At 67.7% G+C, this 13,070-nt stretch carries 12 protein-coding genes; 4 read left to right on the top strand and 8 right to left on the bottom strand.

Annotated features, from left to right (window positions below; genetic code table 11):
* Position 1: 1 nt before the first annotated feature.
* The 8 genes from ACIPVN_RS15060 to ACIPVN_RS15025 all read right to left on the bottom strand — a co-directional run bounded on the left by ACIPVN_RS15060 (position 2) and on the right by ACIPVN_RS15025 (position 9,391).
* Positions 2–1,117, bottom strand: a complete 1,116-nt coding sequence (locus ACIPVN_RS15060; protein ID WP_400444425.1) for an adenosine deaminase — start codon at positions 1,115–1,117, stop codon at positions 2–4.
* Positions 1,118–1,183: 66 nt separating this feature from the next.
* Positions 1,184–2,479: a thymidine phosphorylase gene (locus tag ACIPVN_RS15055; RefSeq protein ID WP_400444422.1), complete on the bottom strand. Its 1,296-nt coding sequence runs from the start codon at positions 2,477–2,479 to the stop codon at positions 1,184–1,186.
* On the bottom strand, positions 2,476–2,874 hold the full coding sequence (locus ACIPVN_RS15050; protein ID WP_400444419.1) for a cytidine deaminase: 399 nt from the start codon (positions 2,872–2,874) through the stop codon (positions 2,476–2,478). The genes ACIPVN_RS15055 and ACIPVN_RS15050 overlap by 4 nt, the downstream gene beginning before the upstream one ends.
* A 7-nt stretch (positions 2,875–2,881) precedes the next feature.
* Positions 2,882–4,162, bottom strand: a complete 1,281-nt coding sequence (locus ACIPVN_RS15045; protein WP_400444416.1) for an ABC transporter permease — start codon at positions 4,160–4,162, stop codon at positions 2,882–2,884.
* Positions 4,159–5,430: an ABC transporter permease gene (locus tag ACIPVN_RS15040; protein ID WP_400444413.1), complete on the bottom strand. Its 1,272-nt coding sequence runs from the start codon at positions 5,428–5,430 to the stop codon at positions 4,159–4,161. Before ACIPVN_RS15040 ends, ACIPVN_RS15045 begins: the two co-directional genes overlap by 4 nt.
* Positions 5,427–6,935 carry an ABC transporter ATP-binding protein gene (locus ACIPVN_RS15035; protein WP_400444410.1) on the bottom strand — a complete coding sequence of 503 codons (1,509 nt, stop codon included), beginning with the start codon at positions 6,933–6,935 and terminating at the stop codon, positions 5,427–5,429. Before ACIPVN_RS15035 ends, ACIPVN_RS15040 begins: the two co-directional genes overlap by 4 nt.
* 98 nt (positions 6,936–7,033) lie before the next feature.
* A complete protein-coding gene (locus tag ACIPVN_RS15030; protein WP_400444407.1) occupies positions 7,034–8,128 on the bottom strand; it encodes a BMP family protein in 1,095 nt (364 codons plus the stop codon).
* Between the two features lie 147 nt (positions 8,129–8,275).
* Entirely contained in the window at positions 8,276–9,391 is a 1,116-nt protein-coding gene (locus ACIPVN_RS15025; protein WP_400444404.1) for a mannose-1-phosphate guanylyltransferase, read from the bottom strand.
* A gap of 178 nt (positions 9,392–9,569) precedes the next feature.
* On the opposite strand from ACIPVN_RS15025, the gene sdhC reads away from it, so the two are divergent.
* The 4 genes from sdhC to ACIPVN_RS15005 are packed head-to-tail and all read left to right on the top strand — an operon-like array spanning position 9,570 to position 13,067.
* On the top strand, positions 9,570–10,007 hold the full coding sequence (sdhC, locus tag ACIPVN_RS15020; protein WP_247624837.1) for a succinate dehydrogenase, cytochrome b556 subunit: 438 nt from the start codon (positions 9,570–9,572) through the stop codon (positions 10,005–10,007).
* Entirely contained in the window at positions 10,007–10,450 is a 444-nt protein-coding gene (locus tag ACIPVN_RS15015; protein ID WP_336641939.1) for a succinate dehydrogenase hydrophobic membrane anchor subunit, read from the top strand. The genes sdhC and ACIPVN_RS15015 overlap by 1 nt, the downstream gene beginning before the upstream one ends.
* 20 nt (positions 10,451–10,470) lie before the next feature.
* Positions 10,471–12,297 carry a succinate dehydrogenase flavoprotein subunit gene (gene sdhA, locus ACIPVN_RS15010; protein ID WP_400444400.1) on the top strand — a complete coding sequence of 609 codons (1,827 nt, stop codon included), beginning with the start codon at positions 10,471–10,473 and terminating at the stop codon, positions 12,295–12,297.
* A 2-nt stretch (positions 12,298–12,299) separates the two neighbouring features.
* Positions 12,300–13,067, top strand: coding sequence for a succinate dehydrogenase iron-sulfur subunit (locus ACIPVN_RS15005; protein ID WP_400444399.1), 768 nt, complete (start codon positions 12,300–12,302; stop codon positions 13,065–13,067).
* The last annotated feature ends 3 nt before the right edge of the window (positions 13,068–13,070 follow it).

Here is a 13,070-nt window from a genome sequence, read left to right as displayed (position 1 = left end):
GTCAGGCGTCGAAGCCTTCGGCGATCATCTCCACGAGCTCTTCGCGCTCCTCGACAGGGAGGAACGTCGCGGCCGCCGCGTTGAACTGGAAGGTCTCGAGGTCGTCGAGGTCGTACTCGAACGCCTCGACGAGAAGCGCGAGCTCTCGGGTGAGCGAGGTGGCGCTCATGGTGCGGTTGTCGACGTTCACGGTGACGGCGAAGCCGAGCTGGTAGAGCAGATCGAACGGGTGATCGGCGAGCTCCGAGCCCCAGGCGGCGACCGCCCCGGTCTGCAGGTTCGACGACGGCGACAGTTCGAGCGGGATCTCGCGGTCGCGCACCCAGCGCGCGACCTCGCCGAACTGCACCTGCACCTCGTCGCCCTCGCGCGTGATGACCTCGAGGTCCTCGGCGATGCGCACGCCGTGCCCGAGCCGCAGAGCGCGTCCGTCGAGCAGGGCGGAGCGGATCGAGTCGAGACCGGCCGCCTCGCCGGCATGCACCGTCACGGGGAAGAAATTGTCGGCGAGGTAGTCGAAGGCCTCGCGATAGTTCGACGACGGGAAGCCGTCTTCGGGGCCCGCGGTGTCGAAGCCCACCACGCCGCGCCCACGGAAGTCGACCGCGAGCTCCGCGATCTCCCGCGCACGATCGTGCTGGCGCATCGCCGACAGCAGCTGGCCGACCCGGATGCTGTGCCCCGCGGCGTCCGCGGCGTCCTCGCCCTCCTCGATACCCTGCTGCACGGCCTCGACGACCTGCTCGAGGCTGAGACCGCCCGCGAGGTGCTGCTCGGGCGCCCAGCGCACCTCGCCGTAGATCACGCCGTCCTTCGCCAGGTCCTGCACGAACTCTCGGGCCACCCGGGTCAACGCCTCCGAGGTCTGCATGACCGCGATCGTGAGGTCGAACGTCTTCAGGTACTCGACCAGCGAGCCCGAATCACTCTGCTTCGCGAACCAACGGCCGAGGGAGCGCGCATCGCTCTGGGGCAGCTCGATGCCGGCGGCATCCGCCAGCTCGACGATCGTCGACGGACGCAGCGCGCCGTCGAGATGGTCGTGCAACGACACCTTGGGCAGACTCCGCAGGGAGATCCCCTGGATCTTGACGTCGCCGTTCGCATCGATCGCCATGGGGATCCTCCAGTCGCAGAAATAGTGGCGGTGGTGACCGCCGTGTTCAGGGTAGCGGGCCGGAGGTCAGGCCGTGATGCGTTCGCGCACGATCGGTCCGCGTTCCGGCGCGTCCGCACCGATCTGCCACGCTCCCTCGAGCGCCTCGATCGCCCGCGGGAAGCGAGCGTCGTCGGCTGCGGAGAGCGTGAACAGCGGCTGTCCGGAGACGACCCGGTCACCCGGCTTCGCATGCAGGTCGATTCCCGCCTCGAAGATCACGGGATCCTCGGCGCGTGCGCGGCCGGCGCCGAGACGCCAGGCCGCGATGCCGAACGGAAGGGCGTCCATGCGGCTGACGACGCCGTCGGCGGGCGCCGTGACGACGTGGGTCTCGCGGGCGACCGGAAGCGCGGCATCCGGGTCGCCGTCCTGCGCACGGATCATCGCCTTCCAGTGGTCCATCGCGCGCCCGTCGTCGAGCGCCGCCTCCACGTCGGCGTCCGGCTGACCGGCCAGCGCGAGCATCTCGCGAGCGAGTGCGATCGTGAGCTCGCGCACGTCGGAGGGACCGCCGCCGGCCAGAATCTCGACCGACTCGCGCACCTCGTTCGCATTGCCGATCGCGAAGCCGAGCGGCACGTTCATGTCGGTGAGCAGGGCCGTCGTCGCAACGCCCGAATCCGTGCCGAGCGCCACCATCGTACGAGCGAGCTCGCGCGCGCGATCGATGTCCTGCATGAAGGCACCCGACCCGAACTTGACGTCGAGCACGAGGGCGTCCGTGCCCTCCGCGATCTTCTTCGACATGATGCTCGACGCGATCAGCGGGATCGCTTCGACCGTTCCGGTCACGTCGCGCAGCGCATACAGCTTCTTGTCGGCGGGGGCGAGACCGGAGCCGGCCGCGCAGATCACCGCACCGACATCGCCCTGCATCTGGGCGAACATCTCCTCGTTGCTGAGCGCCGCCCGCCACCCGGGGATCGACTCGAGCTTGTCGAGAGTGCCGCCCGTGTGGCCGAGGCCGCGGCCGCTGAGCTGCGGCACCGCCACGCCGAACGCCGCGACCAGCGGGGCGAGCGGCAGCGTGATCTTGTCGCCCACGCCGCCCGTCGAGTGCTTGTCGACCGTCTTCTTGCCGAGGGAGGCGAAGCTCATCCGCTCCCCCGACGCGATCATGGCGTCGGTGAGGACACGGATCTCGTCGCGCTCCATGCCGCGCTGGAAGATCGCCATCGCGAACGAGGCCATCTGCGCGTCCGAGACGTAGCCGCGCGTGTACGCGTCGACCATCCACCGCAGGGCGGGCTCCGGAACTGCTCCACCATCGCGCTTCGCGCGGATGACGTCGACCGCGTCGTAGGGCTCCACCGTGCTCATCGTGCGTCCTCCAGGTCGCGGGGGCCGAACGCATCCGGCAGTACTTCGTCGATCGTGCGGATGCCGGAGACGGTCTCGAGCAGCATGCCGGGCATCGCATGCTCGAACAGCAGCTGACGGCAGCGTCCGCAGGGCATGATCGTCTGCCCGTCGTTGTTCACGCACACGAAGGCGACGAGCTGGCCGCCGCCCGACATGTGCAGATCGCCGACGAGAGCGCACTCGGCGCACAGGGTGACTCCGTACGAGGCGTTCTCGACGTTGCAGCCGGCCACGATGCGCCCGTCGCCCACCAGCGCCGCAGCCCCCACGCGGTAGCGCGAGTACGGGGCGTAGGCCTTCTCCATGGCCGACGAGGCGACCTGACGCAGTTCGTCCCAGTCGATATCTGTCATGTCTCTCCTAGGACTTGATGTACGGTTCGCCGTCGGCCGCGGGAGCCCGCGACTTCCCGACGAGGCCGGCGACCGCGAAGATCGTCACGACGTACGGCAGCATGAGCATGAACTGGCTCGGCACCGGGGATCCGATGACGCTGAGCACGCCCTGCAGGTTGGTGGCGAAGCCGAACAGCAGCGCCGCGAGTGTGGCCTTGATCGGGTCCCACTTACCGAAGATCACGGCGGCGAGGGCGATGAAGCCCGCGCCCGCCGTCATCTCCTGGTTGAAGCGCGGCACCGAGACGAGCGTGTAGAACGCGCCGCCCATGCCGGCGACGGCACCGGCGAGGAGGATCGCCCGGTAGCGGGTGGCCAGCACCTTGATGCCGACCGTGTCCGCCGCCTGCGGGTGCTCGCCGACCGCCCGCAGACGCAGACCCCAGCGGGTGCGGTACAGACCGAACCAGACGAGCGCGACGACGACGAACATGAGATAGACGATGAACGACTGGCGGAACAGGATCGGTCCGATGACCGGGATCTCGCTCAGCACGGGGATCGACACGGTGTCGAACGTGGCCGGACTGTTGAGGGTCTCGGTGTTCGGGGCGAGCACCACTCGGAAGAGGAACGTCGTCAGACCGATCACCAGCACGTTGAGCACGACACCGACGATCACCTGATCGACGTAGTACGTGATCGTGAAGACGCCGAGCACGAGCGAGACGAGCATGCCCGCCCCCATCGCGGCGACCAGACCCGCCCACGGCGACCCGGTGATCGACGAGGCGATCGCGGCCGAGAAGGCACCCGCCAGCAGCTGCGCCTCGATGGCGATGTTGACGACACCGGCGCGCTCGCCGATCACGCCGCCCAGGGCACCGAAGATCAGGGGCGTGGCCAGGGCCAGCGCTCCCCCGAGCAGGCTGATCATGCGCAGCGTCTCACCGGCGGCGGCCCACGCGAGGAAGCCCAGCAGGAGCGCCGCGACGTAGACGATCACCAGCCACAGCGGGATGCTGCGACGAGCGGATGCCCGGACGAACGCGAAGACCGTGACCGCGGCGAGCACCACGACGGCGACCCATGCGGTCGCGTTCGCGGGCAGGATCACGTCGGGGATCGCGAAGAACGCGTCGGCCGAGGCCAGGCGGAACGTCGTCTCGCCGTCGCGCGGGGCCAGTAACGGCAGCAGGGCGAACAGGACCGTGAAGATCCCGAAGATGATCGGCGCCTTCCACGAGGCGACGGCGACGGCGCGCGGCTCCTCGATCGCGACGGCGGCATTCGTGACGGCGCTCATGCCGACACCTCCTGCTTCTGCGACTTCTTGGCCGCTCGGGTCTTCTTGCGTGAGGGACGCCCGGGCTGCGGGAGACCGAACATCGCGCGCACCAGCGGGGGCGCCGCGATGAAGAGCACGATCAGCGACTGCACGACGAGCACGATCTCGATCGGGATGCCCTGCGAGGACTGCATCGTGAAGCCACCGGTCTTGAACGCACCGAAGAGGAGTCCTGCGCCGAGGATGCCGATCGGCGACGAGCGCCCGAGCAGGGCGACCGTGATGGCGTCGAAACCGATGCCCGCGTCGATCGAACCGCCGAAGCCGCTGGTCTCGGTGCCGAGGATCTGGCTGATGCCGGCGATACCCACCAGCGCGCCGGCGATCAGCATGACGACGAAGTACATCTTGCCGACGTCGATACCCGCGACCCGGGCCGCCGCGGGGTTCTCGCCCACCGCGCGGAAGCGGAAACCGAGCGACGAGCGCTCGAGCAGCCACCACGTGAAGGCGACGGCGGCCAGCGCCACCAGGAAGCCCCAGTGCAGTTTGTACGTGTCTCCGAGCAGCAGCGGGAGCACGGCGGAGTCGGGCATCGGCGCCGTCTTCGGGTTGCTCGATCCCGGCGCCTGCAGGATGCCCTGCGTCGCCAGCATCCAGGCCAGCAGGTAGAAGGCGATGTGGTTGAGCATGATCGTCGTGATCACCTCGTGCGCGCCCGTGCGCGCCTTGAGGATCCCGGCGATGCCGGCCCAGAGTGCTGCGGCGACCATTCCGGCGATGACGGCGGCGATCAGGTGCAGCGGGAACGGCATGTCGATCTGGGTCGCGACGTAGCCACCCGCCGCGGCCGCCATGAGCATCTGCCCCTGACCACCGATGTTGAACAGACCGGCGCGGAATGCGAGGCCGACACCGAGTCCGGCCGCGATCAGCGGCGTGGCGAACTTCAGCGTCTCCGTCAGCGGGCGGATGCCGGTGGCGAAGTCATCGGCGTTGAAGTTGTAGATCGCGCCGCGGAACAGCGCGGCGTACGCACCGCTGACGGCCTGCCAGACGGCGGCGATCATGTCACCGGGGCGGGCGAAGAAGTACCCCGCCGTCTCCTGCACCTCTTCGTTCGTGGCCGCGATCATGATCGAGCCGACGACGACCGCGATCAGGACGGCGAGCACCGAGATGATCGCGTTGCCCGAGACGATCTGCTGGAAGGCGACGCGCCACCGCGAAGGCGCCACGACGGTCTCCGGCTCGGCGAGCGGTCCCTTGGTCTCTGCGACGCTCATGCGCTCTCTCCGTTCATGCCCGCCATCATCAGACCGAGCTGATCGCGGGGGGTGTTGCCGGGCACGATGCCGACGACGCGGCCGCGGTACATCACGAGGATCCGGTCGGCGAGGGCGGCGACCTCGTCGAGCTCGGTCGAGATCACGATCACCGGAACACCGGCATCGCGCGTGTCGATGATGCGCTTGTGGATGAACTCGATCGATCCCACGTCGACTCCGCGGGTCGGCTGCGCGGCGACGAACAGCGCGAGATCGCGGCTGAGCTCGCGGGCGAGGACGACCTTCTGCTGGTTTCCGCCCGACAGTCGGCCGGCGGCCTGCGCGGGCCCCTGCGTGCGGATGTCGAACTCGGCGATCTTGGCGCGCGCGAACTCGTCGAGGGCGCCACGGCGCACCGTTCCGGCCGAGACGAACTCCCCGCCGAACGACCGGTCGAGCATGAGGTTCTCCGAGATCGAGAACTCCTTCACGAGACCGTCGACGCTGCGATCCTCGGGCACGAAGCCCACACCCGCGTCGAGGATCTGGCGCACGCTGCGTCCGACGAGCTCTTCGCCGTCGAGACGGATGCTTCCGCGCACGTGATCCTGCAGGCCGAGGATCGCCTCGGTGAGCTCGGTCTGTCCATTGCCCTGCACACCGGCGATCGCGAGGACCTCTCCCCCGCGCACCTCGAAGCTCGCGTCGTCGACGAGGACGATGCCGGAGCGGTCGGTGACGGTGAGGCCCTGCACGCTGAGGCCGTTGTCGCGCAGCGTCGGAGCGTCCTTGTGCACCGTGAGCTCGACCGCGCGGCCGACCATGAGCGAGGCGAGCTCCTCGTTCGAGGCCGTGGGCGATGCTTCGCCGACGACCTTGCCGAGGCGGATCACGGTGATGCGATCGGCGACCTCGCGGACCTCGCGGAGCTTGTGGGTGATGAAGACGATCGACGTGCCCTGCGACTTGAGCTGGCGCATCGTCGCCATCAGCTCGTCGGTCTCCTGCGGGGTGAGCACGGCGGTCGGCTCGTCGAACACGAGCACCTTCGCCTCGCGCGAGAGCGCCTTGATGATCTCGACGCGCTGCTGCACGCCGACGGGCAGGTCTTCGACGAGCGCGTCGGGGTCGACGGCGAATCCGAAGCGGTCCGAGATTTCGCGCACCTTCGCGCGAGCGGCCGCGAGGTCGAGACGACCTCCGAATCGGGTCTGCTCGTGGCCGAGCATGACGTTCTCGGCGACGGTGAAGACGGGGATCAGCATGAAGTGCTGGTGCACCATGCCGATGCCGGCCGCCATGGCGTCACCGGGTCCATCGAAGTGCTGGACGACGTCGTCCAGCAGAATGTCTCCTTCGTCGGCCTGGTAGAGGCCGTAGAGAACGTTCATCAGCGTCGACTTCCCGGCGCCGTTCTCCCCGAGAAGACAGTGGATCTCACCCTGTTCGACGGTGAGATCGATGTGGTCGTTGGCTGTCAGCGCCCCGAATCTCTTCGTGATGCCGCGCAGTTCAAGCTTCATGTATTCGATCCTATTCAGCAGACCGGAGCGTCGGGAATGCCTCCCGACAGGACGGAACGGGGAGGCCGACGAGCGTCGGCCTCCCCGTTCTCAGTGACTCACTCGCTCAGGTAGGACTCGACGGTGACGGTGCCGTCGATGATGTCCTGCTGCAGCTGGGTGACCTCGTCCTGCAGGCCGGCGTCGACCTTGTCGGAGAAGTTGTGGAGGTCGGCGATGCCGACGCCCTCGTTCTCCAGCGTGCCGATGTAGGTCTCTGGGTCGAACTCGCCCTTGCCGCTGGCGAGGACGGCCTCGTAGGTCGAGAGGTCCATGGCCTTGAGGACCGAGGTGAGCACGACGTCCTCCGTGCTCGGGTCGGTCTCGAACAGGTCGGCGTCGGCGCCGATCAGCGCGACGTCCTTACCGGACTCCTTGATGGCCTGCTGCGCGGACTGGTAGATGGGGCCACCCACGGGGAAGATGACGTCGACGTCCTGGTCGAGAACGTTGACCGCGACCTGCTTGGCGTCCTGGTTGGCCTCGAAGCCACCCGTGAACGAGCCGGTCGTGCCGTCCCAACCGACGACCTGGACGTCGGCGCCCTTGACCTCGTTGTAGTGGTCGACGCCCTGCTTGAAGCCGTCCATGAAGATCGTGACGGTCGGGAACTCCATGCCACCGAAGGTGCCGACCTTGCCGGTCTTCGAGTAGCCGGCCGACAGGTAGCCCGCGAGGAAGGCTGCCTGGGCGGTGTCGTAGAGGAGCGGCTTGATGTTGTCCGCGTCCTTGGTGCCGTCGAAGTCGTTGTCGGCGGCGTCGTCGACGAGGATGAAGTCGACGTCCTCGTTGGCGGTGGCTGCCTCGACCGTGGCGGCCGAGAGGGCGAAGCCCACGGAGACGATCGCGTTGCAGCCCTCGTCGACGAGGTTGGTGATGTTGGGGCCGTACTCGGTCTCGGCGTTGGACTGGACGTCCTTGAGCTTGACGCCGAGCTCGTCGGCGGCCTTCGTCGCGCCCTCGAAGGAGAGCTGGTTGAAGGACTTGTCGTCGAAGCCGCCCATGTCGGAGACGATGCAGGGCAGGAAGTCGGGAGCGTCGCCGCCCGCGTCGCCGCCCGATTCGGCCGGCGCCTGGCCACAGCCGGCGAGAGCGAAGATGACGCTCGCGGCGACGGTCGCGCCGAGAAGCTTCTTGGTGGTGGAGATGGTCAACTCATGCCTCCTGAACGGTGCCGCGGCCCTCGCGGATCGATCAAAGTTACCTACTGTTTCATCCTTTTCGTATACCGGCGACCCTCGCTCCGGTGAATCTTTACAAACTCGAAACCTGGAGCGCCGATGAGCACCGACGGCTGCTCATCAGAGCACATCGCCCCGTCCTGTGAGTTTGAGCGACTCCACGACACCCTTCACCCGCTGCGCGTGCTCGACCGTCGTGACCAGCAACGCATCGGGCGTATCGACCACCACGATGTCCTGCACACCCACGAGGCTGATGACCCGCGAGGTCTGACTCACGAGGATCCCGCTCGCGGCATCCGAGAGCACCCGGGCGTTCGGCCCGAGGACGGCGAGGTCGTTCTTGCGCCCGTTGGTGATGAGCTTGGTGAGCGAGGCGAAGTCCCCCACGTCGTCCCAGTCGAAGTGACCGGGGACCACGGCCAGGCGCCCACGCCGCGCGGCCGGTTCGGCCACCGCGTAGTCGATCGCGATCTTCTTCAGGCGCGGCCAGATCCGGTCCACCGCCGGCCCCCGGGTCTCGCGGTCGTCCCACGCCTCGGCGAGCTCCTGCAGTCCGGCGTGCAGTTCGGGCTCGTTCGTCGCGAGCTCGTCGAGCAGCACGCTCGCCTTCGCGATGAACATGCCCGCGTTCCACAGGTAGCCGCGGTCGGCGAGGTATCCCTTCGCCGTCTCGAGGTCGGGCTTCTCGACGAAGGTGTCGACCAGCGCCGCCTCGCGCGCTCCCTCGACCACGAGCTCCGGCCCCATCTTGATGTAGCCGAACCCGACGGCCGGCTCCGTGGGCGAGATGCCGATCGTGCAGATGTACCCCTCGCGGGCGACTTCGACGGCATCCCGCACCGCGAACTCGAACACCCGGGTGCCGCGGATCACGTGGTCGGCGCTGAACGATCCGATGATCACGTCCGGGTCGCGGCGGTGGAGGATGGCGGCGGCGAGGCCGATCGCGGCCGCGGACTCGCGCGGCTCGGACTCCAGGAAGACGTTGAGGTCGGCGATGCCCGGCAGCTGCTCCTCCACGGCGGCGCGATGCGCGCGACCGGTGACCACCGCGATCCGGTCGGGACCGGCGAGGGGGACCAGGCGATCCCAGGTGTCGCGCAGCAGCGAATGCCCCGACCCCGTGAGATCGTGCAGGAACTTCGGCGCATCCGCGCGCGACAGCGGCCAGAGCCTGCTGCCGATTCCGCCCGCGGGGATCACGGCGTAGAAGTCTTCGATCGGTCGCATCATCCCGCCAGGGTAGCCCGGGAGGATCGCAGACTCGGGGTGCCGCTCAAGAACGCCTCAAGACCCGCCGGACTTAGGCTCCCCTTCGTCGCCTCGCCGCCCGAGACGGGAATAGGATGGACCCCGATCGGGCGTGCCTGTCGGCATGCGACCGACGCACATCGATCCAGGGAGGACGACCGTGTCCACGAGCGCTCGCTTGACACCGTCGATTTCGGAAACCACGTCCAAGACCCCCCGCGGCACCCTCTACCGGGGCCGCGAAGGCATGTGGTCGTGGGTGCTTCACCGCATCACCGGAGTCGCCATCTTCTTCTTCCTGTTGGTGCACGTGCTCGACACGGCGCTGATCAGGGTCTCGCCGGAGGCGTACAACGCCGTCATCGGCACCTACAAGAACCCGATCATGGCGATCGGCGAGGTCGTGCTGGTGGCGGGCATCGTGTTCCACGCGATGAACGGCCTGCGCATCATCGCCGTCGACTTCTGGTCGAAGGGTGCGAAGTACCAGCGCCAGCTCTTCTGGGGTGTGCTGCTGGTGTGGGGCATCATCATGGCCGGTTTCGTGCCGCGCCACCTGATGCTCGCGTTCGCCGGATTCACGGGAGGGGGGCACTGATGTCCGCGCAGACCATCGCCGCGCCGGCCCGTCGTCGCCGCGGATTCAACCTCGAGAAGTGGGGCTGGATCTTCATGCGCGCCTCGGGCATCGTGCTCGTCGTGCTGATCTTCGGCCACCTCTTCATCAACCTCATGGTCGGCGAGGGCATCCACGCCCTGGACTTCGCGTTCATCGCCGGCAAGTTCGCGACCCCGTTCTGGCAGTGGTGGGACGTGCTGATGCTGTGGCTCGCGCTGATCCACGGCGCGAACGGAATGCGCACGATCGTGAACGACTACGTCACGAACAACACCGCCCGCAAGGCGCTCATCTGGGCCCTCGGCCTCGCCGCCGGACTCCTGATCCTGCTCGGCACCCTCGTCGTGTTCACGTTCGACCCCTGCTTGGGCGTGACCGAGTCGAGCACGCTGTGGGATTCGTGCCAGTCGCTGGGCAACTAAAAGAAGAAGGCATACGAGAAGTGACTACCGAGACGCAGGATTCCGTCGTCCGTGACGGCGTGCACTACCACCAGTTCGACATCGTCATCGTGGGCGCCGGCGGTGCCGGCATGCGCGCGGCGATCGAGGCGGGCCCCGGTGCGAAGACCGCGGTGATCTCGAAGCTGTACCCGACCCGCTCGCACACGGGCGCGGCGCAGGGCGGTATGGCCGCGGCGCTCGCCAACGTCGAGGAGGACTCCTGGGAGTGGCACACCTTCGACACGGTCAAGGGCGGCGACTACCTCGTCGACCAGGACGCGGCGGAGATCCTCGCGAAGGAGGCCATCGATGCGGTCATCGACCTCGAGAACATGGGCCTCCCCTTCAACCGCACGCCCGAGGGCAAGATCGACCAGCGTCGCTTCGGCGGTCACACGGCCGAGCACGGCAAGACGCCGGTGCGCCGCGCCTGCTACGCCGCCGACCGCACCGGCCACATGATCCTGCAGACGCTGTTCCAGAACTGCGTCAAGCTCGGCATCAACTTCTTCAACGAGTTCTACGTGCTCGACCTGCTGACGGTGAAGGATGCCGACGGCAAAACGCAGGTCGCCGGCGTCGTCGCCTACGACCTCTCCACGGGGGAACTGCACGTCTTCCAGGCCAAGGCCGTGATCTTCGCCACCGGTGGGTTCGGCAAGATCTTCAAGACCACCTCCAACGCGCACACCCTCACGGGCGACGGCGTGGGGATCGTCTGGCGCAAGGGCCTCCCGCTCGAGGACCTCGAGTTCTTCCAGTTCCATCCGACCGGTCTCGCCGGCCTCGGCATCCTGCTCACCGAGGGTGCCCGCGGGGAGGGCGCGATCCTGCGCAACGCCTCGGGCGAGCGGTTCATGGAGCGCTATGCGCCGACCATCAAGGACCTCGCTCCCCGCGACATCGTCGCGCGCTGCATGGTGCAGGAGGTCGCGGAGGGTCGCGGTGCCGGACCGCACAAGGACTACGTGCTGCTGGACTGCACGCATCTGGGAGCCGAGGTGCTCGAGACCAAGCTCCCCGACATCACCGAGTTCGCCCGCACGTATCTGGGCGTCGACCCGGTCGTCGAGCCGGTGCCCGTGATGCCGACCGCGCACTACGCGATGGGCGGCATCCCCACGAACAACAACGGCGAGGTGCTCGCCGACAACGACACGATCGTGCCGGGTCTCTACGCGGCCGGCGAGTGCGCGTGCGTCTCGGTGCACGGCGCCAACCGTCTCGGCACCAACTCGCTGCTCGACATCAACGTGTTCGGCAAGCGTTCCGGCCGCAACGCGGTCGAGTACGTCAAGACGGCCGAGTTCGTTCCGCTCCCCGACAACCCGGCGGCGTTCGTCTCCGACATGCTCGAGGGCCTGCGCAACAACCAGGGCACCGAGCGCATCGCCGTGCTGCGCAAGACGCTGCAGGACGAGATGGACAAGGGCGCACAGGTCTTCCGTACGCACGAGTCGCTGCAGCACGTGCTGGGCGTCATCGCCGAGCTGCGCGAGCGCTACAAGAACGTGCACGTCGACGACAAGGGCCACCGCTTCAACACCGACCTCCTCGAGGCCGTCGAGCTGGGCTTCCTGCTCGACATCGCCGAGGTCGTCGTCTACGCCGCGCAGAACCGCGAGGAGAGCCGCGGCGGCCACATGCGCGACGACTTCCCGAAGCGCGACGACGAGAACTACATGCAGCACACGATGGCGTACCTCACCGGTGACGCGCACTCGTCCGACCCGGGCGATCACATCAAGCTCGATTGGAAGCCCGTCGTCTTCACCAAGAACGACCAGGGCGAGTTGAACTACCCGCCGATGGAGAGGAAGTACTGAGCATGTCGAACGCCATCGCCGAAGCACCCGCAGACACGACGGAAGAGACCGGGATCCAGTCCTTCATCGTCACCTTCAACATCCGCCGCTTCGACCCCGAGGTCGATTCCGAGCCGCACTGGGTCGACTACGACGTGGAGCTCTACTCCACCGATCGCGTGCTCGACGCGCTCCACAAGATCAAGTGGGAGGTCGACGGCTCGCTGACCTTCCGTCGCTCCTGCGCGCACGGCATCTGCGGATCGGATGCCATGCGCATCAACGGCCGCAACCGCCTCGCCTGCAAGACGCTGATCAAGGACCTCGACATCTCGAAGCCGATCTACGTCGAGGCCATCAAGGGTCTCCCCCTCGAGAAGGATCTCGTGGTCGACATGGAGCCGTTCTTCGCCTCTTACCGCGAGGTGCAGCCGTTCCTCGTCGCGAGCTCCGTCCCCGAGAAGGGCAAGGAGCGCACGCAGTCGATCGCCGACCGCGAGATCTTCGACGACACCACCAAGTGCATCCTGTGCGCGGCCTGCACCTCGTCGTGCCCCGTGTTCTGGACCGACGGCCAGTACTTCGGGCCGGCGGCGATCGTCAACGCGCACCGCTTCATCTTCGACTCGCGTGACGACAACGCAGAGGTGCGCCTCGACATCCTCAACGACAAGGAGGGCGTCTGGCGCTGCCGCACGACTTTCAACTGCTCCGAGGCCTGCCCGCGTGGCATCGAGGTCACGAAGGCGATCGCGGAGGTCAAGCAGGCCGTTCTGCGCGGTCGTCCCTGACCC

Origin of the sequence: Microbacterium sp. NPDC090003 (assembly GCF_044748385.1) — a bacterium.
GTDB lineage: Bacteria > Actinomycetota > Actinomycetes > Actinomycetales > Microbacteriaceae > Microbacterium.
Note: the sequence above shows the minus strand (reverse complement) of the source record. Positions and strands in the feature narration are given on the sequence as shown.